This is a genomic window from Streptomyces sp. NPDC045021, from assembly GCF_056432645.1.
The window spans coordinates 313,640-333,772 of the sequence record NZ_JBWKIQ010000010.1 but is presented as its reverse complement, the minus strand read 5'-3'; the positions used below and the strand labels follow the sequence as shown (position 1 = coordinate 333,772).

At 69.2% G+C, this 20,133-nt stretch carries 18 protein-coding genes and 3 pseudogenes; 10 read left to right on the top strand and 11 right to left on the bottom strand.

Annotated features, from left to right (window positions below; all coding sequences use genetic code 11):
* Window positions 1–387 (bottom strand): hypothetical protein, encoded by a 387-nt coding sequence (locus AC07DC_RS28705; protein WP_478917373.1) that lies wholly within the window; start codon window positions 385–387, stop codon window positions 1–3.
* A 668-nt stretch (window positions 388–1,055) separates the two neighbouring features.
* Here AC07DC_RS28705 and AC07DC_RS28700 point away from each other — a divergent pair.
* Complete coding sequence (locus AC07DC_RS28700) at window positions 1,056–1,748, top strand: hypothetical protein (RefSeq protein ID WP_478917372.1); 693 nt, start codon at window positions 1,056–1,058, stop codon at window positions 1,746–1,748.
* Between the two features lie 276 nt (window positions 1,749–2,024).
* On the opposite strand, the gene AC07DC_RS28695 is transcribed toward AC07DC_RS28700, so the two are convergent.
* On the bottom strand, window positions 2,025–3,431 hold the full coding sequence (locus AC07DC_RS28695; protein ID WP_478917371.1) for an MFS transporter: 1,407 nt from the start codon (window positions 3,429–3,431) through the stop codon (window positions 2,025–2,027).
* 101 nt (window positions 3,432–3,532) lie between these two features.
* Between AC07DC_RS28695 and AC07DC_RS28690 the strand changes: the two genes are divergently transcribed.
* The 3 genes from AC07DC_RS28690 (at window position 3,533) to AC07DC_RS28680 (ending at window position 5,609) form a co-directional block, all read left to right on the top strand.
* Window positions 3,533–4,060, top strand: a complete 528-nt coding sequence (locus AC07DC_RS28690) for a winged helix-turn-helix transcriptional regulator (protein WP_478917370.1) — start codon at window positions 3,533–3,535, stop codon at window positions 4,058–4,060.
* Between the two features lie 456 nt (window positions 4,061–4,516).
* The gene (locus tag AC07DC_RS28685) at window positions 4,517–5,359 is read left to right on the top strand and encodes a hypothetical protein (RefSeq protein ID WP_478917369.1); all 843 of its coding nucleotides are present in this window, start codon (window positions 4,517–4,519) and stop codon (window positions 5,357–5,359) included.
* A gap of 112 nt (window positions 5,360–5,471) precedes the next feature.
* Window positions 5,472–5,609 (top strand): hypothetical protein, encoded by a 138-nt coding sequence (locus tag AC07DC_RS28680; protein WP_478917368.1) that lies wholly within the window; start codon window positions 5,472–5,474, stop codon window positions 5,607–5,609.
* Window positions 5,610–5,750: 141 nt separating this feature from the next.
* Here AC07DC_RS28680 and AC07DC_RS28675 read toward each other — a convergent pair whose 3' ends face one another.
* Together AC07DC_RS28675 and AC07DC_RS28670 are read right to left on the bottom strand one after the other, a co-directional pair.
* Window positions 5,751–5,966, bottom strand: coding sequence for a DUF6243 family protein (locus AC07DC_RS28675; protein ID WP_478917367.1), 216 nt, complete (start codon window positions 5,964–5,966; stop codon window positions 5,751–5,753).
* Between the two features lie 557 nt (window positions 5,967–6,523).
* Window positions 6,524–6,724: a hypothetical protein gene (locus tag AC07DC_RS28670; RefSeq protein ID WP_478917366.1), complete on the bottom strand. Its 201-nt coding sequence runs from the start codon at window positions 6,722–6,724 to the stop codon at window positions 6,524–6,526.
* A gap of 334 nt (window positions 6,725–7,058) precedes the next feature.
* Here AC07DC_RS28670 and AC07DC_RS28665 point away from each other — a divergent pair, with 334 nt between their 5' ends.
* Window positions 7,059–8,507 (top strand): WGR domain-containing protein, encoded by a 1,449-nt coding sequence (locus tag AC07DC_RS28665; protein ID WP_478917365.1) that lies wholly within the window; start codon window positions 7,059–7,061, stop codon window positions 8,505–8,507.
* A 236-nt stretch (window positions 8,508–8,743) separates the two neighbouring features.
* Window positions 8,744–8,929: pseudogene (locus tag AC07DC_RS28660) on the top strand (hypothetical protein); the annotation flags it as partial.
* A gap of 300 nt (window positions 8,930–9,229) precedes the next feature.
* Here AC07DC_RS28660 and AC07DC_RS28655 read toward each other — a convergent pair.
* Complete coding sequence (locus tag AC07DC_RS28655; RefSeq protein ID WP_478917364.1) at window positions 9,230–10,717, bottom strand: MFS transporter; 1,488 nt, start codon at window positions 10,715–10,717, stop codon at window positions 9,230–9,232.
* Between the two features lie 95 nt (window positions 10,718–10,812).
* On the opposite strand from AC07DC_RS28655, the gene AC07DC_RS28650 reads away from it, so the two are divergent.
* Complete coding sequence (locus tag AC07DC_RS28650) at window positions 10,813–11,526, top strand: TetR/AcrR family transcriptional regulator (RefSeq protein WP_478917363.1); 714 nt, start codon at window positions 10,813–10,815, stop codon at window positions 11,524–11,526.
* Between the two features lie 310 nt (window positions 11,527–11,836).
* Here the strand turns inward: AC07DC_RS28650 and AC07DC_RS28645 are convergent.
* The 5 genes and pseudogenes from AC07DC_RS28645 to AC07DC_RS28625 all read right to left on the bottom strand — a co-directional run.
* Window positions 11,837–12,529 (bottom strand): annotated as a pseudogene (locus tag AC07DC_RS28645) (IS110 family transposase); the annotation flags it as partial.
* 346 nt (window positions 12,530–12,875) lie between these two features.
* A protein-coding gene (locus AC07DC_RS28640) for an IS5 family transposase (protein ID WP_478917435.1) occupies window positions 12,876–13,705 on the bottom strand; the annotation gives its coding sequence in 2 pieces (ribosomal slippage) (window positions 12,876–13,369 and window positions 13,369–13,705; 831 coding nt in all).
* Window positions 13,706–13,965: 260 nt separating this feature from the next.
* Window positions 13,966–14,331 carry a hypothetical protein gene (locus tag AC07DC_RS28635; RefSeq protein ID WP_478917362.1) on the bottom strand — a complete coding sequence of 122 codons (366 nt, stop codon included), beginning with the start codon at window positions 14,329–14,331 and terminating at the stop codon, window positions 13,966–13,968.
* A gap of 92 nt (window positions 14,332–14,423) precedes the next feature.
* A pseudogene (locus tag AC07DC_RS28630) lies at window positions 14,424–15,235 on the bottom strand (IS701 family transposase); the annotation flags it as partial.
* Between the two features lie 114 nt (window positions 15,236–15,349).
* Window positions 15,350–15,787 carry a hypothetical protein gene (locus AC07DC_RS28625; RefSeq protein WP_478917361.1) on the bottom strand — a complete coding sequence of 146 codons (438 nt, stop codon included), beginning with the start codon at window positions 15,785–15,787 and terminating at the stop codon, window positions 15,350–15,352.
* Window positions 15,788–15,973: 186 nt separating this feature from the next.
* Here AC07DC_RS28625 and AC07DC_RS28620 point away from each other — a divergent pair, with 186 nt between their 5' ends.
* The 3 genes from AC07DC_RS28620 (at window position 15,974) to AC07DC_RS28610 (ending at window position 19,382) form a co-directional block, all read left to right on the top strand.
* Window positions 15,974–17,221 (top strand): sensor histidine kinase, encoded by a 1,248-nt coding sequence (locus tag AC07DC_RS28620; protein ID WP_478917360.1) that lies wholly within the window; start codon window positions 15,974–15,976, stop codon window positions 17,219–17,221.
* On the top strand, window positions 17,209–17,859 hold the full coding sequence (locus AC07DC_RS28615) for a response regulator (RefSeq protein WP_478917359.1): 651 nt from the start codon (window positions 17,209–17,211) through the stop codon (window positions 17,857–17,859). The genes AC07DC_RS28620 and AC07DC_RS28615 overlap by 13 nt, the downstream gene beginning before the upstream one ends.
* 233 nt (window positions 17,860–18,092) lie before the next feature.
* Window positions 18,093–19,382 carry an FAD-dependent monooxygenase gene (locus tag AC07DC_RS28610; protein WP_478917358.1) on the top strand — a complete coding sequence of 430 codons (1,290 nt, stop codon included), beginning with the start codon at window positions 18,093–18,095 and terminating at the stop codon, window positions 19,380–19,382.
* 161 nt (window positions 19,383–19,543) lie between these two features.
* Here the strand turns inward: AC07DC_RS28610 and AC07DC_RS28605 are convergent, their stop codons facing one another.
* Entirely contained in the window at window positions 19,544–20,131 is a 588-nt protein-coding gene (locus tag AC07DC_RS28605; protein ID WP_478917357.1) for a helix-turn-helix domain-containing protein, read from the bottom strand.
* Between the last annotated feature and the right edge of the window lie 2 nt (window positions 20,132–20,133).

The window sequence follows — 20,133 nt, the reverse complement described above, 5'->3', positions numbered from 1 at the left end:
TCAGAAGCTGTCAGCGTAGCGCCGGGACCGCCACTGGTGGCGCTGACGACCCGCGGCCCGGGTCGCGATGGAGCAGGCCCGGCGCAATGACAGGGGCCAGGAGTCGAAGTAGCAACTACCGCTGACCATGTGTGCGGTATGCCGGGGAGGGCGCGACCGCTGAACCTGGTGGCAGCAATCGGCTCGAAACCGCTGGTAGCTGCCCGTGTAGCCGAGTGGGATGATCTCCTTCCAGGGCTTCCAGGTGTCGGCGCAGTTGTTGTTCCAGCGGTCGTCGCGGTAGGTCTTGCACTCGTCCAGGACGGACGTCTGGTTCTGCCACTGGCCGGTGCAGAGGTCTTCCGGCCGGGCGGCGTCGCTGTATCGCTCGACGGCGCGGCTGGTCATGCCGAGTTGCCGCTGGATTGCGGCGGCTGTGCCCCGCCTCCACCAGCGCGTGGACCTTGGCGTGGGTGGTTCGGGTGCGCTCGGCGAACCGGTGGCTGGTCGGCCAGGGGGAGCTGGACGCTACGACGTTCGCGATCGACGGGAACAACAGCTCCTTCAAGCGGAGCACGACCTCTTACACGGCTCCGAGCTGTCAGCCACGACGCACGGGCATCTGATCGTCTTCGGGCAACTGCACGAGGCTCAATCCGACACGCGGACGTCACAGGTCGGCGAGGAACTGCCGCGGAGGACAAGGGACTTGGTCACTGCCGGGACGCGGACGTGCGGTTCGTAACGGAGCGGATCGGCGCGTACCGGATGCTCCCGTCGCAGGATCCCGCACAGTGCGACGCGGATCGGTCGACCCCGAACCCTTCACCCACCAGGTCCACGGCCTGGGACATCTACCCTCCGTGACGCGGTCACGGCCGGGTGGGCGACCGCAACCATGGTCAGCTGTGCGGCGTGTGATCCGGTGGGGCGGCTTTCGTCTGTTCCCGACGGGAAGGTGAGGGGGCCCGATGACGCAGGAGCAGACCGGGGACACGGCGTCGCGGACGAGACCGGGCGCGAGGCGGCCCAGGACAGTGCGAGGCCATGTGCTGCGCTGGGTGTTTCGTCTGGTGATGGCTGCCCTGATCCTGCTGCTCGCCATGCGCACCTACGAGGAGTCGGGTGTCGCGCACGCACGGTCGAACGGGACGCTGCACAGGGCCGAGGCCACCATCACGAGGCTGACGTCCCACACGACGAGTGGGATAGACGGCGGAGGCCAGGACGGCGGCAGCGGCATCTGGATCGTCACCACCAAGTACACGATCGAACTGCGCGTGGGTGACGGGACGAAGACGGTGGACGGCGTCCCGAGTGATTCCGCGAATGACCTCCAGGAGGGACAGCGGGTGGAGGCGGGCCTGTGGCACGGGCGGGTCGTGGAGATCGACGGACGTGATGTGTGGCTCGGCTGGCACCCAGGGGGATGGGATATCACGCTGGTCGTGCTGTATCCGTTGATCATGGGGTATCTGATCGCCGTCGCCATGACCGCCGCCGCGTACCTGGCCGGTCTCGGCGGCCGGGTTCGTTTGGAGCGGCAGCACCGGCGGGGGCCCTGGGGGTTCGGGTTCGTCGTCGGGGTGGCGGCGATCTTCGTGCTCATCGTGTGCGCGGCTTTCGGGAACAGCATCGCGTACTGGCCGGTCGTTCCCCTTGGCGCCGGAACCGTCGCCGCGCTGGTGAGGGTGAGGGGAGCGCTCCGGCGGGCCCGGGCCGCCCATGGCGCTGACCCATCCAGCGGAAGTGCACCGGCTCAGGTCTGATGGCCGGGGCCCGGCCGCGTAAAGCGCCGCGTAGGGCTCTGTGGTCCGGCCCCGCACAACCGCGCCGGCGCGTCCTGCCCAGCTCGGTGGAACACCACCTCGACATCCGGCCGCCACACCGGATCGGTCTTCCACACCATCGACCCGGAGGGCATGGGCGCTGCGCGTGCGAGCTGATCCGGGTTCGCGGGGCCGCGCGCCTGAGAGCGCGGCCCATGAGCGGCCCTTCGGGCGAGTGCGAGTCCCGTCCGTCCATCGACGGACGGGGCTTGCTTCTCAGGCGGCGCCGGCCTTCGCGGTTTCCGCGGCCTGTGCGGCGTCGGCCGCCTTGGCGGCGGCCGGTCGCGGCTTGCGGACGAGCGGGACCGTCGCGCACGCGGCGAGCAGGGACGCCACGGCGACCGCGTACCAGCCGTGCTGGAACGCGGCGACAGCGTGTCCGGGGGCGGGGGTGCCGAGGATGCCGACCAGGATTGCGACGCCGAGGACCGCGCCGATCTGGCGGCCCATCGAGGTGATGGCCGAGCCGGTGGCGAAGCGGGCCGGCGGCAGGGCGGCCGCTGATGCCCCGGTCAGGACCGGGATCGTCATGCCGACGCCGAGGCCGGTCAGCATCATGCCGGGCAGGAGCGAGGCCGCGTAGGCCGAGCCGGTGTCGAGCGTCGCGGCCCACCACAGGATGCCGGCCGCGAACAGGACACTTCCCGCCAGCGCGATGCGGCCCGCACCGAATCTGGCGACGGCGGGCCCGATCCGCAACGCGACCGGCGGCACCAGCAACGGTCCCGGCGCGATGGCGAAGCCGGTTGCCAGAGCGGAGTAGTCCCACACGCCCTGGCACCACAGCACCGCGCCGAGCAGCATCCCGGCGAACGCGACGGTGAACAGCGTCAGGGCGGCCGCGGCGGATGCGAACGCCGGAACCCGGAGCAGCGGCAGTTCGACGATCGGCACGGGGTGGCGTGCCGAGCGCAGGACGAAGCAGACGCCGAGCAGCACCGCGGCAGCCAGGCCGCCGAGGGTGCCGGCGCTCGTCCAACCCCAGTCGGGGGCCTTGACCAGGCCGAGTGCGAGCGTTGCGATCGATCCTGTGAGAAGGGCGGCGCCCAACAGGTCGGGCAGCGGACTCTTCTTCGCCCCGGCGCGTGCGGGCGACGGCAGTACCTTGACGCCGAGCGCGAACGCCGCGATCCCCACCGGCACGTTGACGATGAACACCCAGCGCCATCCGGCCTCGACCAGCAGCCCGCTGGCCACCGGCCCGAGTCCGGCGGCGATCCCGCCGATCGACGCCCAGGCCCGCACTGCCCCGGCGCGCTTCTCGGGCGCCGTCGTGTCGAGCAGCAGCGCGAGTGACGTCGGCATCAGCAGCGCAGCGCCGGCGGCCTGCACGAGCCGTGCCGCGACCAGCGTCCCGACGTTGGGAGCGAGTGCGCAGCCGACCGAGGCGAGGGTGAACACCGCCAATCCGGTCAGGAAGACCGGCTTGTGGCCGGAGCGGTCGGCGACGCGGCCGGCGACTACGAGGAGCGCCGCGAAGACGATCGCGTAACCGTTGAGGACCCAGGAGAGGGAGCCGAGGCCGTTGCCGCCGAACGAGCGGCCGATCGCCGGGAGGGCCACGTTGACGATGAAGAGGTCGAGGTTCGACATGAAGACCGCGGCCGTGACCGTCGCGAACACGGCTCGGGACGCCCTTTGTGGGTTTGGAAGTCCAACTGACATGGATCGGAGGGTAGCCGTGTGGGTTTGAAAACGCAACGGACGCGGGAGAGGATGGGAACATGACCGCGACCACGAAGCAGGGCGAGAGTTCGGTTCCGCACCCCGAAGTGCCCGGTCGGCCGTGCTCCGCGGCCGCCGCGCTGCAACTCGTCGGCGAACGCTGGGCCCTCCTGGCGATCCGCGAGATCTTCTACGGCAACCAGCGCTTCGACCAGATCGTCCGCAACACCGGCGCCCCCCGCGACCGCCTCGCCGCCAGACTGCGCGCACTGGAAGAGGCGGGCGTGGTCGAGCGCCGCGCCTACAGCGAGCGCCCACTGCGCTTCGAATACCACCTCACGGAGGCCGGCCGCGATCTCGCACCGGTGATGCGCGCGCTGCTGGCCTGGGGCGATCGCTGGGCGGTGGACACTCCGCCGGTCGCCTTCCGCCATCGCGGCGGGCCCGGCTCCGAGCACGACGCCGAGCACGACCTCGATCTGACGTCGACGTGCCGGACCTGCGGCGAGGAGGTCGGATCGGGAGGTCTCACGATCGACGTGCGGGCGCCTGGATGGGATCGGGCCGGGCCGATCGAAGGCTCCTGAACTCAGCAGCGATCAGGAGTGAAAGGGTCGCCCGATTGGCCGGATAGGCAGCGCAGTCCCTTGGGAGCTTGCCCAGTTCTCCTACAAGCTCCCCGGTGGAGGAGAGGCCTCTAACTCAAGGTGCGTGAGGAGCGTCGGCTGCCCTCGCCCTGCACTCCGAACATCTCCCAGCCTTTCGTGCAACGAACAGGTGCCGATACACGGTCACCTCGTTCCCGTGTATGCCGCAGAGTGTGGTCCCGTTTGCCAGGGCATGCTCCAAAGCAGGTGCGTCCGTCTCTCGGCACGCAGCGAAGCGCGTCGGAGTGAGCGCGACTCCGAAAGATCGGAAGCGATGACCCAGGTTCGACATGACCGTCACTTTCGCACGACGCCCCATCGCGGGGGGAGTCAAAGAGGCACGCTCCAGCTGAACAACCGCAGCGGCCGATGGGGGAGGTGGCCCAAAATGTCGCTATGAGCGACAGCCTTCCGGACGACTGGTCACCAGCAGACAACCCGTACGCGATTGCGGCGTCGGAGGCGGGCTGGCTTAAGGCCACCGTCGTCCTGACCATCCAGCGCATGCACAGCGATGACCAGCCGACCGGCTGGTTCAGCTCTCGCCAGATCGACGCACGGACGCTGGTCGTCGCACTGCGCCAGTTGCTCGCGGCGGTGAAGCTCGAACAGATCGCCCTCAAGGATCTCGGAATGAGTCCGACCGTCGTCGATGCGCTTGAACAGGCCCAACAGCGTTATGAGGCCGCCCTGCCCGACATCAAGCATGTCCGTGACGGGCTGGCCCACTTCGAGGACTGGGCACGCGGCAAGGGCGGCGGAGCACCGGCCGTAGCCCGCAAGGTCGGCGCGCCGCACGACGTGACCCGCGACCCCTGGAGCTTTCGGTACGAATCAGCAACCGACACCGTCATGATGGGGTCGTTCACCATCCCGGTCAGTGCGGCGATACCGGCCGCCACCGAACTCTGCGCCGCGATCCACGCCGCGGCACGTGCAGTCGACCTGAAGAACGCGGCGGAGGTCCACAGCCGGACGATCCAAGCAATCGCCGGCGCTGGGATCCCCTGCGATGGTCCGAAGGGACCGGTCGTCGTCTGCCCGGACGACGACACACGGACCTACTTGTTCTTCAACCTCAGCACCATCCCGGAGATCGGGCGCACGGAACTCGCAGCGCGGGTGGTCGCAGCGCTCGCAGGTGCCGGCCTGCAGCTCAGGCCGCAGAGCTTCCCGCAGGCCCGCGACACGCAGGACTGTCTGGTCATCGGCGAGGCCCTGGTGGTGGAGCGGGCTTGATCCGCGACTGCGGAGAGGCCTTCGACGGGCCATGGCCCGACGGGCCGTGGCCCCCATTGGGCAGCCGCGCCGACTGATCCGACAGGGCCGAGTGAAACAGCACCTTGACCGAATGCCAGACAGTTGGGATCCGCATGTATTGCGTGGTCACGAACGCCTCGAACGGAAACGCGCTGAGCTGCTGGTGCAGCTCGGGGTGGTGGCGGTGACGGGGCTGCCGAATCTGCGGCTGCCCCGGGTGGTCAGCTGAGACGCGGGTGGTCGGCGGAGAGCTGAGCGGGACCGGCCGCGCCCGGTACGGCAGCAGAGCCCCGATACGGCAGCAGGGCCCGGACCGCGCGTCGCGGTCCGGGCCCTGCCCCGTGCGGTGCCGCCCTGCGGCGGCGGTGCGTCAGCTCTGTGCGGTGTCGTCGCCCGCCTGCCCGGCGCCGTCCGCTGCGCCTGCCTTCTCGCGCATCTTGCGCACCAGCTCCGCCTTCTGGTCGGCTGCACCCTGGCGGTCGAGGTTGCGGTGGGGACCGTTGTTCTGCCGTTCGGCGCGGGACAGCCTCTTGCGCTGGCCGCCGCCCATGCCCACGGGGTTGTTGATGTTCTTGCTCACGGTCACGGGTTCTCCCGGTAATGATGTGAAGTGATCTACGGATTCATCGGTGGGGGACGGGCGGCGACGTCGAAGGACGTCAGCAGGGGCCCATCACGCTCTCACTCGTAAATCGGTGTCTGGAAGAACATGACAAAGACGTTACCCGGTTCCGTCGGCCCCGCACACCAACCCTTTCGTCGCGCCGGCGTCGGCCGGGCCTTCGGCGAGCTCCCGGGGTCAGCCGTTTCCTTCCGGGAATCTCAGCACCGCCAGCACCCGCCGGTGGTCGCCGGCCGCCCGGGGCACGTCCAGATGGGCGTTACTGAGCCGCCGCGGGCGTCGCCGCGCCCTTGACACGCATTGCCCGGCGGATCCTCATCCGCCTGAAGTTGCAGGTTGGCCTGGCGCGGGCGGCGACCGGTATCGATCTTGTGCACAGTGTTTCCCCAGCCTGCGGCCCGACATCCTGACGCTCATGTAGAGGGTGAACGACGTTCCGGCGCTTCCCGCGGGCGGGCTGGCCCTCCCCGGGGCTGCCTTCCCCTGCTGCGCGCTGGCTGGGTCCGGGACGGACCCGTCCCTCAGACTGCGGCGGCCGGTCGGGGCGAGATGGCGTCCTTCGCGGGCGAACCGGCCAGGCCTACGCGGCCAATATGCGCGGCGACCGCGAGCTGAAGCTCGCCGGACGCGAGGTCTTCCGCTTCGGCTCCACGGAACTGAGCGACCGGGAGCAAGCCCGCCCCCTCCTGCAGGCGTTCTTCGCTGAACTTTTCGATGCCCATGAGGTGACTGTTCCGTCCACGCAGAGTTGACCGATGAACCAGCCATTCCGGTGGATGAACCGGCCGACTCCTACCCTGCGGCGCCGCCAGGCCCGCTGTACGCCCAGGGCGCGGCTGCGCGGGCGCGTGGCTGCCCCGGGACGGGCTTCACCGCGCTTCCACCTCACACATCACGTGGACGTAGCGAAGCCGGGCAACGGCCTCCTTGCTCGCTTCACTTCTCCTGAGCTTGACCTGCGGGCACAACTCTGTGTGACCGATTGTCAGTGGTGGCGGCTACGTTGAGATCACTGAAGATCGGCCGCACTGGCCGGTCCGTGGGGAGGGGTGTGCCATGGCGCCTGCGCAGGCGGAAGAGACGACGTATTTGGAGCTGTCGCAGGACGACGGCGGGGCGCACAAGTTCTACGAGGTGACCGTCAACGGCACGGCGGTTTCCGTGCGATACGGGCGGATCGGCGCGGGCGGACAGCACCAGGTCTCCACGTTCCCCACAGCGGAGAGGGCGAAGGCCGCGGCGGCGAAGAAGATAGGCGAGAAGGTCCGGAAGGGATACGCGCCGGCGGTGCCGGGGCAGCGCGCCGCGCGTCCTGTGACGCGACGCCAGGTGACCTCGGCGCCCTCCACGGCGCGGGCGACGGCGCCGGTGTTGTGGCGGTTCCGTACAGGCGCTTCGGCCTTCGGGATCCACATCGACGAGGACCGCTGCTGGGTGGGGAACCAGCGCGGCGATGTCTACACCCTGGGCCACGACGGCGAGGTGCTGGCCCGGTTCTCGCTGCCGGACGGGGTCAAGTGCCTGGTGGCGGACGACTTCTGGATCTACGCGGGGTGTGACGACGGCAAGGTGTACGACCTGTCGTCGAAGGTGCCCTTCGCCGCCTATGAGATCGCCGACGACGTGGACATCTTCTGGCTGGACATCCACGAGGGCGTGCTGAACGTCGCCGACCGCAACGGCGGTCTGACCGTCATCGACCACGAGGACGAGTTCCAGTGGTCGCGCAGGTCGGCGGGTTCGAGTGCCTGGATGGTGCGGGCGGACGACCGTGCGGTCTTCCACGGGCACAACCACGGGGTGACGGCCTACGCGGCCGACGGCAGCGGGGAGTTGTGGCACACCCGGACCACGGGGAACGTGCTGTTCGGGTGGCAGGAGGACACCGCTGTGTACGCGGGCACGGGTCGGCGCGTGGTGGAGCGACTATCAAAAGGGACGGGCCGGATCGAGGCGACGTACGCCTGTGACACCGCGGTGTACTCCTGTGCCACGTCCCAGGGCGGCCAGTACGTCTTCGCGGGCGATTCCGCCTCCTCGGTCTACTGTTTCGACGCGGACGGCACCCGGCTGTGGAAGTTGGGCACGGGCGGGGGCTCGGCGCTCTCGATGCAGTACCGGGACGAGAAGCTGTACATCGTGACGACGGACGGCTCACTGGCCTGCATCGACGCGAGCGCGGCGGCGATCGCGGCGGCGCAGACCGGCACGGTGCCGGTGGCCAGGGATGTCAAGGAAGCAGCCGCGCTGCCGACCTACACCCCGGCGGCGACCGTCGCGACGGTGAGCGCGGTGCCCGCGCCGGGGGACGGGATCGTCGTGGAGTGCGTGCAGGTTGGCGGGCGGATGCGGGTCCACGTCGTCTCGGACGGCTTTGAGCCGACGTGGCACGTCCAGTTCCCGCGCTCAATACGGCAGATCGGCGCCCGCTATGTGGTGGACGCGCTGCACACCTCTTCCGGCGGCTTCTACCGGGTGCGGGGCGAGATAAAGAGGCTTGTGTAGGGCTGCGGACGGTGCCCGCGGTTCCCTGCTCCCCTTCCTGGCCGGGCTGCGCTGCCTGCCCTCCGCGGACCGCCCGCGTCCGCCGCCGCGCCGCCCACCAGCGGCGGGCCGCGTGCCGCCTGCACCGCCTTGCTGCCCGGCCGCGGCCTCGCCCCGGCCGGTTCGGCTTGCGCGGCGGCGCCGGGGCTGCCCCCTGTCGTTGTACGGCCGGCGGTCCGGTACTCCTGCCGCGCTGTTGTGCGACGAGGCGGGACGCCCAAGAGGGGGCGGATTGGCTGGTGGACCGGTTCTCCCGGCTGGCACCGGGGCTGCCGGTGAGCGCCGACATCGAGGCGGGTGGCGGCCCGTTCCTCGTCATCCTGGCCGCCGGCCGCCGGCCGCCGCTGACCGGGGATCACCGGCGCACACCCGCGTCGAGCTGAACTGTCGGTCCACTTCACGTCGGGCCGGGTGGCGGAGGCATGACGACGGTGTCGCCGGAGGGATCGGCTGCCTGGACCGCGCGGTGCCCGCCACCGCACGCCGGTGCGGTGGCGGCGTACGTGATGCTGGCCGCCACCCGTACCGTGTCACCGCCGCCGGCGCTCCTCGCCCCGGCCGCCCCTGCCTCGCCTCGCCGCGCTGCGCTGCGCCGCGGTGGTTGGTTTGTCCGGCCCGGTCGGGGGAGGTCCGGGTCGTGTGGCTGGCGTGGGTGGAACGGGGGTTGGCCGGGGGGTGTGTGGTCAGGCTGTTGTGGGTGCTTCTTGGATGTCTTGGGTGGGTTCTTGGGTGGTGTGGGAGTTGGTGAGGGTGAGTGCTCCGCCGGCTGTGATCAGGCCGACGATTACCGCGAGTGCGGCGTAGGTGATGCGTTCGCCGTGGTAGAACGACGCGACCAGGGTGTCGTTCCAGGTGCCTGCGGGCAGTTGTGTGGTGACCAGGGCGGCGATCAGGGTGCCGACGAGGGCGGTGCCGATGCTGCTTCCGATTTCCTGGGCGGTGTCGTTGAGCGCGGTGCCGATCGAGGTGCGGTTGTCGGGCATGGCGTCGACGAGGGCGATGGCGCAGATTGTCATGACGGTGCGTAGTCCGATGGTCATCACGATCAGGCAGAGGGCGATGGCGGTGTATCCGTGGTCGACGCTCCAGGACAGGCCGGCCAGTGAGCCGGCCAGGCAGGCCGCGCCGATCAGGCAGGCGATGCGGTGGCCGAACCTTGCTGCGAGCCATTCGGACAGCGGGGTCGCGGCGATCATGGTGACGATGATCGGCAGGTTCGCCAGGCCGGCCCGTACGGGGCTCCATCCGTAGGCGTACTGGAAGTGGAGGATCAGCCCGAACATCACGGCGGCCATCGCGATGGCGGTGCCGATCTGCGCGATGGCGGCGCCGCGGACGGTGCCGCCTGAGAACAGGCGCAGGTCCAGCATGGGTGATGCGCTGCGGCGCTCGTGCCACACGAACGCGCTGCCCGCGGCGATGGCGCCGAGGATCGATGCGAGGGTGGGCGTGGAGAGCCAGCCGTGCTCGACGCCGCTGGTCAGGCAGTAGCAGGCGAGGCCGATGGTGGTGACGCTCAAGGCGGCGCCCGGCAGATCGAGCTGGTCGTGGGTCAGGTCCTGCGGCCGGTCGGCCGGGACGCCGAGACGGACGCCGATGGCTGCGATCAGGGCGATCGGGGCATTGACGAGCAGGAGCCACTGCCACCGCACGTGGGCCAGGGCGGTGCCGCCCAGCAGCGGGCCGAGGACGAAGCCGGACATGCCGACGACGATCATCAGGGTCATGGCGCGCATCCGCAGCGCTTTGTCGTCGAAGAGCCGGAAGACCAGTGAGTTGGTGATGGGGGCCATCGCGGCTGCGGCGATGCCGAGGCCGGCCCTCAGTGTGATGAGCTGTCCGGTGGTGGTGACCGCGACGACGGCCAGGCTCAGGAGACCGAACACCGCCAGGCCGACCAGCAGGACCCGTCGGCGTCCGAGCCGGTCGGCCATCGATCCTGCCGTCAGCAGCAGGCCGCCGAACGTCAGTGAGTACGCGCCGGTGATCCACTGCAGCGCGGTGGTGGTGCCGCCGAGGTCCCGGCCGATGGTGGGCAGCGCGATCGACAGCAGTGTGTTGTCGACCATCTCGACGAAGAAGGCCAGGCAGAGCGCGGCCAGGGGTATCCATGCCGCGCGCAGCGACGGATAGGTGCGCGAGGCTGCGGGCGTGGTGCCGGTCGTGGTCATGGCGGGCCTTCTCTCGGAACGTCGCCGACTATCGAACGACGTTCTACGATAGAACGAGGTTCGATAATGATGCAAGCTGTGATTGGATGGGCACCATGACAAGCCCGCGACCACGACCCGCCGATCGTCCTTCCCGGGGACGTCAACGTGCCTCGCACTCCCTCGAGGCCGTTCTCACCGCGGCCGTGGCCCTGCTCGACGAGGCGGGCGAGCCGGCCCTGACCCTGCGCGCCCTCGCCGCCCGACTCGGCACCGGCGTCGGCAGCATCTACTGGTACGTCGCCGGCAAGGACGAGCTCCTCGAGCGCGCCATCGATCACGTGCTCGGCGGGGTGCTGACCGCCGTCGAAGGGCACACCAGCAGCGGCGACCCGATCGATGACCTGCGCGTGATGGCCGTCACGCTGTTCGACGCGATCGTGGACCGACCGTGGCTGGGCGCGCACTTCATGCACGACATCGACGTCCCGGGCAACGCGTTGCGACTCTACGAGGAGCTGGGGCGCCAGACCCTTCGACTCGACCTCACACCACGCCAGCGGTTCCACGCCGTGTCGGCGATCGTGGGCGTCGTGGTCGGCAACGCCGCCGACCTGGGACAGGAACCGCCCCAAGAGGTGCTCGACGGCAGCGTGGACCGCGACGAGTTCCTCGGCCGCTACGCCGAGGCGTGGCGTGCGCTCGACGCTGAGGAGTTCCCGTTCGTGCACGACATCGTCGACGAGTTCGACGGGCACGACGACAAGGAGCAGTTCCTCGCCGGACTGGATCTGACGCTGGCAGGCCTGCGCCTTCAGGCCGGAGCGTGATGTCGATTCACCCGTTCACGTCCTACCCCTGACCGATCGGTTCACAAAGAGCGTCACCACCTCCACCGGCAGATTGCTGATGGTCAGCAGTCACCCGGAAGAAGTCGCCCCCGTCGCCGTCTTCGGTGGCAGCGTCTTCGCCGGCGGCACGGTCGCCACGGTGACGATCCATATCAACCGCCGATGACCCACCGGGGTCCCAGGGCGTCATCCCCGGTACCCCGGAAGACGCCCTGCCGAACAGCTCCGGTCCGGCGGCCAGAAACGCGCCGTCACGCCCAGTCCCATCCCGAGGTCCGCCCAGGCGGTGGGCGGTGAGCTTCTCCCCGGGGAGGCTGGTGTGCTGGCGCTCGGCACCCTGGAGGGCTGTCCCGGCGAGCTGATCGGCGTGGTGAACCTTGCGATTGCGCAGCCAGGTCTCCAACCGCTTGGCCCCGAGCCGGCGAATGGCTGCAGGTGTCTGGTACCCGGTCAACAGGATGAGAGGGCCGGTGTTGGTGAGGTCGAGCGCCCGCTCCAGGCCGGGAAAGATACCGGTGAGCTGGGCGCGGAGCCGGTTGACGGTGCGGGTGCGGTCGGCGACCAGGTCCATGCGACGGCCCGTGAGGATCTTCAGATCGGTGACGGTCCCGTCGCCGGTCCGCAAGGGATGAAGGTCGCGGCGGATACGGGCCTGGTCGGCGATGACGGCTGCGTCCTTGGCGTCGGTCTTGCCCTCGCCGCGGTAGCCCTCGGAGGCGCGGTGGATGGCCCGGCCGGAGAGGTAGAGAACCGGTTGGTCGTGGTTGAGGAGGATCGCGATGGCGAGAGCGGCTCCGCCGTCGGCCAGGTCTATGCCCCAGGTCACCTCGTCGCCCAAGGCCGAGACGTCGGCGAGCAGTTCGAGCAGTTCGGGTTCGTCGTTGGCGACGCGTCGGGACAGCAGCCGACGGCCGCTCTCGTCGATCGCGACGCAGTGATGGTGGGTTTTGCCTGCCTCGATGCCGGCCCAGATAGCCGCCATGGGGTGCCTCCGCGCGGTGGGTGGTGGTACCTCCCGACGGACGACCTCGCTGTCGATTCCCTACGGAGCGATCGTTCGCAATTCCTAATTGGCAGCCGAGTTGTCGTGGGGCGTCAGGCGGCCAATCAGTGGAAGCCACAAGTGGCAGAACATTGAATGCCACAGCTGACGCCCCTGGGTAGGCGCCAACCATACGAAGGGCTCGCCCAGTCCCGCAGAACAACGTAGGGAACATTGAGTACGCAGGTCGGGCGCTGTCCGTTCTCGCTGGTCCTTTCAGCGTCTCACTGTGTTGCGCGCAGATCTGGCGATTCTCAGGCGGCGGCCTAGGAGTGGTCTTCAAAGGTCATGCCCACATGAGGAGTGATGCGAGGGTGACGGCTGCTTGGTAGGACTCGGCGGTCTTGTCGTAGCGGGTGGCCAGGCCGCGCCACTGCTTCAGGCGGTTGAAGCAGCGTTCGACAACGTTGCGGTGCTTGTAAAGCTCTGCATCGAAGGTCGGCGGGCGGCCGCCGCGGCGCCCGCGCCGTAGGCGGTGGGCAATCTGATCGGCGCGTTCGGGGATGGTGTGGCCGATGTCGTGTCGCGGCAGCCAGTCCCGGATCGCCCACGAGCTGTAGCCCTTGTCGCCCAGCACATGGTCGGGCCGCACCCGCGGGCGCCCCGGTCCGATCCGCGGCACCCGGATCGCCTCCATCACGGCGGTGAACTGGGTGTAGTCGTTGGTATTGCCGCCCGTGATCGTGAAAGCCGGCGGCCGGCCCACCGCATCGCAGACCAGGTGAATCTTGCTGGTCAGACCGCCTCGGGAGCGTCCGAGGCCGGGGCTGCGAAGCCCCCTTTTCGCGCCCCGGCGGCGTGCTGGTGGGCGCGGACCACGGTGGAATCGACCGACACCAGCCAGTCGATATCGTCGTTTGCGTCCGCCCTGGCCTGCGCGGCCTGCAGCATCCGCTCGAACGTGCCGTCCAACGCCCACCGGCGAAACCGCGTGTGCAGCGTGGCCCACGGCCCGTACCGTTCGGGCACATCGCGCCAGGGCGTGCCGGTACGGAACTTCCAAACAATGCCATTGAGCACGGTGCGGTCGTCCACCCGTCTCCTACCTCGCAACGACACGGGCAGCAGCGGACGGACGAACTCCCACTCAGCATCGGACAGTTCATGTCGACGTATCACCCGACCATGATCCACTACTCAAGATCTTTTGAAGGCACCGCCTAGCAGCAACCCCGCCGGCCTGCGAGGCCACGCGCCACCGTCGCCCTGGACAGGTCGGTACGACCGGATGCGCTACTTCGACTGGAGGTGCTTCTTTCCTTACGGCGAACAGGACCCTGGACAGGTCCCGTCATTGCATTGCAGGTCAGAAGCGCTCTCTGCTTATTTGATCAAGGACCGGGCAAGCCCGCTCGTGAAAGCGCGAGGCCAGGCACCTATTGACGCTTGAAGGTCTCCTTGTTTCCCAACTGCCATGTAACGTCGAGTGTCCTGCCGTCGTCGCTCAGGGTGGCTTGGCCGGACGCGCGATCGGTGTTGCCGTCGGTACACCTGTCGAACCTGATAACAATGCTGCCGTTGTTGGCCACGCTGCCGGAACAGGTACGTGGGGTGGACATCAAGGCTGACGCGTTGGTGACGTTAAAGGACACGTAGTCGGCTCCGGCATCCGAAGCCCAGGTGCCGTCCAGCCCCATCGTGCCGGATGCCTTCACTGGGTCGGGCTTGCTGTCGCTGCCACAGCCGCTCGTGATCAGAGCCGCCGCGAGGACAAGGCCCGCTACTCCCATTCCTTTACGCATAACTATTCCCCCAGGCGCCGCATGGATGATCCTGAAAGCTACCAGAGTTCGTCACCGCGGCCGGGGCATTGGCGGGGCTGGCCAGGTTCGGCAATGAGTAACGACCGGTGACCCGTGCTGCTCGCCGGGCTGTCGATCTCTACTTGGGCCCAGTCGTAGAAGCGGTGACCTTGGCGCCGTCTCCGGCTGAGAGTCGCTGCCATGCAGTCTTCGGGAGGCAGTGGGCCAGCATGCCGGCCGTGAAGACGCCCGCGCGGGTCGGGATCGGTCGCTTGCGTGAGACGGCGAGGACGTAGCCGACCTGACGGCGCTCCAGTTCGGCGCTCAGGTGGGGGTCGCCGCCGTAGACCTCGTCGCCGGTGACCCATGAGGCCGTGATGCCGGCGTCCAGGGCCTGGGTGATCAACTCGGTGGCCAGGGCGGGCTTGGTGGCGAACCCCGTGTGGTCCGGGATGCCTGCGGCCGGGCACCGGTCGGGGTCCTGAGTCCAGGAGCGTGGGATGAAGAGGCGCCGGTCGATGGCAGCGTGCCCGACCGGGGTGGAGTAGACGAGGTAGACGGCGACCTGGGCGTTTTCGATTCGCCCCGCGGTCCCGGTGTAATGGCGTTGCACCCCGACGCTCGCGGTGCCCTTCTTCAGGTCACCGGTCTCGTCCACCACCAGGACGGCGTCCTGGTTGCCGAGATGCTCGACCACGAAGTCCCGTATGTCGTCGCGGACTCCGTCGGCGTCCCAGGACGCGCGGCTGAGCAGGTGCTGCATACCGGCCGGACTGCTGTCACCGGCATGCTCCGCGATCGTCCAGCAGTTCTTCCGCGGCAACTCTGCCAGCAGGCCCAGCACGAAGGCCCGTGCCCTGCGACGCGGCTCGACCCGGGCGAACCGCCTCGCCCCCCTCGCCATCAGGTCGTCGAACACCAGCTGCCACCGGGCAGGGTCTACGCTGTGGCCCACCGCCCTCGGCTGATCTTCGTCTGTCCACACAACCGACGATGATCAACGGTGGCCGTGCCCTTTCTACGCCACCCAGCAGTACAGGTTCTCGTCTCCCTCGCGGACGGCACGGGCCAGGTCGGCCAAGCCGCTCAGGATCCACACGGCGATCTCGGGGTCGAAGACCTCGCCGTCTGCCGCCCGCTCGGCCACCCACAGCCGGCTGACTTCAGCGAGCCGGTGCTCGACGGCAGTGCACAGGGCATCTCGAAGGGTGCCGGAGACGGCGAGGACGAGCGGACCCTCGCCGTCGTCCGGGTCGACAACAGTCTCGGGAACATCGTCGTCAAGGACTTCCTCAAAGCTCCGATCGGTGAAGATGCCCTCCCACTCGATCAGAGCCTCCTCGACATCGAAGTTGCCGAAGGTCAGGGACTCGAAGACCCCGTCGGGACCACCCTCCGCGACAGCAGCGGCAGCTTCGGCGTCCGGTGCCCCGAAGAACTTGATGACGATGCTCACCGGGGCATCGGGCATGTTCCACCGGGCCCGGTCTACCTGCCAGCGGCCAGCAGCAGCCGACCTACCGCCCCGAGATGCTGTCCGCCCACAGGCCAAGATCAAGATCTACAGCGGGTACTAGGTTCACCATGAGATCGGGTACAGGTTTCATGGCACCGTCCTCCTGCGGTGCCCTAGCGTCGTGCCATGACGATTCCAGCTGGACTGAGACGCACGGTCCTCCGGGCGCAGCGGGACACCGGCTTTCTTGCCGCTGGTGTGCTGCCGCACCTGGCGCTGGTGCCCGTGTGGGCCTGGGCGGCGGCGACTACCGCCAGGACGGGGAACTGGCTCCTTACGGTTTCCATGTCGGCCGCCCTGGTCCTGCTCGGCACCCCGGTGCTGACGGCCGTTCAGCGGGCTCGCTACCGGGTGCTCATCGGTGTGGACGTCCCCCGGCTCACCCCCACCGCGCCGGAACAATGGACGTGGGTCTCGACCGCCCGGTGGCTCGCGGCGACGCGGCCTTGGCGCAAGATCGGCTACCACCTCCTGCTGGGCCCGCTGCTCGCGCTGCTGGAGCTGCTGGTGCTCGCGGTGGCAGCGGCGTGCCTGGCGGGCGTCATCGCCTACGCCTGGTCATGGGCGCTGCCAACCGCAATCCGCCAGGACTGGTTCGGCTACCTGACCCAGCTGCCGGCTTACACAGCGGCTGGACTCCTCCTCCTGTGCGCCCTGCCCTGGACCGCGCGGGCAGTAGCCCGGGCCGAGGCGCGGCTGGCGTTGGGCCTGCTCGGGCCCAGCAGGGCGCAGCGGCTCCAGGAGCGGGTCGATCAGCTGGCCGTGAGCCGGACCGACTTGATCGAGGCCGTCGACGCGGAGCGCCGCCGGATCGAGCGCGACCTGCACGACGGCACCCAGCAGCGGTTGGTGTCTCTCGCGGTCAACCTGGGTCTGGCCATTGCCTCCCGCCCGGACCTGCCGAGTGATGCCCGCGAGGTGATCGCGAGAGCGCACCTGGAGGCGAAGGAGGCGATCGCCGAACTCAATGACCTGGTGCGGGGGCTGCACCCGGCCGTGCTCGAAGACCGAGGTCTGGACGCGGCGTTGTCCGGGCTGGCTGCCCGCACGCCCTTGCCGGTGCGGCTGAGGGTCAATCTGGAGGAGCGGGTGGCGCCCAACGTGGAGTCAGTCGCGTACTTCGTGATCTCTGAGGCGCTGACCAATGCAACGAAGCACGCCAACGCGATGCGTGCAGAGGTGATAGTCCGTCAGGTCGGCGAGGTGCTGCGAGTGCGCGTTACCGACGACGGGCTGGGCGGTGCCGACGCCGCCGCCGGCACGGGGCTGACCGGGCTGGCCAAGCGGGTCGGCTCCCTCGACGGGGCCTTCCACGTCAGCAGCCCCGTTGGCGGGCCCACCACCATCACCGCGGAGCTGCCGTGCGCGCGGTGATCGCCGAGGATTCGGTGTTGTTGCGGGTCGGCCTGATCAAGGTGCTGGAGATGGGCGGGTTCCAGGTCGCCGCGGAAGCCGGCGACGCGGAAGGGCTGTTGGCGGCAGTGGCGGAGCACCGGCCCGAACTTGCCTTGATCGACGTCCGGATGCCGCCCGGCTTCACCGACGAGGGGGTGCGGGCGGCGATGGAGATCCGTCGGCGCTGGCCGGGGACGCCGGTGGTGCTGCTTTCGCAGTACGTGGAGGAGCGGTACGCGGCCGACCTGCTGTCTGCGAACACCAGCGGTGTGGGCTACCTGCTCAAGCAGCGGGTTGCCGATGTCGCCGACTTCGTGGCGGCGGTCCGGCGAGTGGCGGACGGGGGCACGGCCCTGGACCCGCAGGTCGTCGCCCAGTTGCTGCTGCGGCGCGACAGCGACCCGCTCGCGTGGCTGACCCCCCGCGAACGGGAGGTGCTCGGCCTGATGGCCGAGGGGCGCTCCAATGCCGGCATCGCGCAGGCGCTGGTGGTCAGCGAGAGCGCCGTGGCGAAGCACATCAACAACATCTTCGCCAAGCTTGACCTGCCCGTGGTCGACGCGGACCACCGCCGCGTCCTGGCCGTGCTGCGGTTCCTCGGAGCGTCCCGGGCCTGACCTTCCCATCCGTGAGCACGATCTACGGCTGGAGTACCAGCTGACAGGCTGGTTCGCCTGGTTTACACCAGTCTGGGTTGATGTGAGTCTCATCGGAGTTGGCGTTTCACATCAAGGTCTGCCGTGACCGATGAGTTCTGTGCGGATCCGTGGTCGATACGGCTGGATACACCGACAGCGGTGGGCCTGTGCTGGGGACGTTCCAGCGCGGGAGGAAGCAGATGGAGGCTGTGATGAGCGTCGACGACTCCGACCAGGGGCACGCGATCCGGACGGGCGGGCAGGGGGCGCGGGTGAGCGGTCCCAGGGTGTTGGTGGCGGGGGCGAGCATCGCGGGACCCGCGCTGGCCCACTGGCTGCGCCGGCGGGGGGCTGAGGTGACCGTAGTGGAGCGGGCTCCCGAGCTGCGTCCCGGCGGGCAGGCGGTGGACGCGCGCGGGGTCGCCAAGGAGGTCATCGAGCGCATGGGGTTGGACGCGGCGGTGCGCGCGGCGTGCACCGACACCGCCGGCGCGCACACCGTGGACGCGGACGGGCAGGTGCTGGAGACCTTCCGCGCCGACGACGACGGTGGCGACGGGTTCATCGCGGACATCGAGATCCTGCGCGGGGACCTGTCCCAGGTGCTCTACGACGACACCCGCGACGGCGTCGAGTACGTCTTCGGCGACCGAATCGCCGGGCTCGCCCAGGACGCGGACGGGGTCGACGTGGTCTTCGCGGGCGGCAACCGGCGGCGCTTCGACTTGGTGGTCGGGGCAGACGGGCTGCACTCGGAGCTGCGAGCGATGGTCTTCGGGCCGCATGAGCGGTTCCTCCGCCACCTCGGGCACGTGCTGGCCTTTTACAGTGTGCCTAACGAGTTCGGGCTGGACCGCTGGCTGCTCGAGTACCAGGATCAGGAGTCCGGGCGCTCCGCCCTCCTGCGGCCCATCCAGGACGCCACCCGGGCGATGACCATGTTCTACTTCGCCTCGGCCGACTTCGACTTCGACTACCGTGACGTCGCGGCCCAGAAGGTCCTACTGCGGGAGCGGATGGCGGGCATGGGCTGGTTGACCCCGGACATCCTCGCGCACCTGGACGACACCCCGGACTTCTACCTCGACCAGGTCGCCCAGGTGGTGATGGACCGCTGGTCGAGTGGACGGGTGGGGTTGCTCGGGGACGCGGCGTTCAGCTCGTCGCCGATGTCCGGGCAGGGCACCGGGCTGGCCCTGGTCGGTGCCTACCTGCTGGCCGGAGAGCTGGCCGCTGCCGAATGGGACCCCGACGCCGGGTTCGCCCGCTACGAGGCGCGGATGCGCTCGTTCGTCGAGGCCAACCAGGAGATCGGCCGGTTGAACGGCCGCAGCCGCGACGTCCCCGGGCCAGACGCCGAGCCGCGCCCCGATTTCGCCAGCGAATGGTTCACCGAGCTGGTCGGGCGCGCGATCAACGGCGTCGAGCTGCCCGACTACGCGGGGGTGCCGGACTCCGCAGCCCCGACCGGATCGCCTATCACCTCGTCGGCCAAGCCGTAGGTGTCACATAACGTGTCGAGAGGGACCACGCTTCGGTGGGACACCGCCGGACGGCCTCCGCTCATGCCGCATGGTGCGTTGAAGCACCGTTCGGCGGCCAGGCCACCTTCCGATGAGGCGGTGTTGGCTCGGAAAACTGACAAGATGGTCTGATTCGCTCGTCATCTCAGATGATCTGGTTCACCGCGAGGGGGTGTCGGCTGCAGCGGGTCTTGCTGTTCGGCCTCTTCGGCGGGGAACAGGATGGGGCTGAGGAGGTAGCGGGTGCGCTCCTGGGAGGGTTCGTTGGCAAGAAGGGGTGCGATGGCGGCTTGCATCGCTCCGATCAGTGCTACGAGTTCGTCCTTGCTGAGCCAGATCGCGTGCTGGCGATAGCCGACGAGGTCGTCCACGGGATTGCTGCCTTCGCGCTCCAGATAGGCACCGAACTCCGCAACCAGCACGGCCGTGGCGGCTGCGAATGCCCGCTCGTGGTGCTGCGGGGTGAGCGCCCGCGCGGTTTCCGCGTCGATGTTCGCGTGTTCCTGCCGTAGCCGGTAGGTGCGTTCGACGGCGCCCCGCACCCGTCGCTCGTCGGCGACGTCGAGGATGCCGCCTTCGGCGAGGAGGTCGACGTGTCGGTAGACGGTCGCCTTGGACACGTCCGGGATCAGAGTGCACAACTGCCCGGTGGTCAGGGCCCGCCCGCCGCGCAGCGCGTGGACCACGCGGAGGCGGACAGGGTGCGCCAGGAGTTCCAAGGTGTCCATCA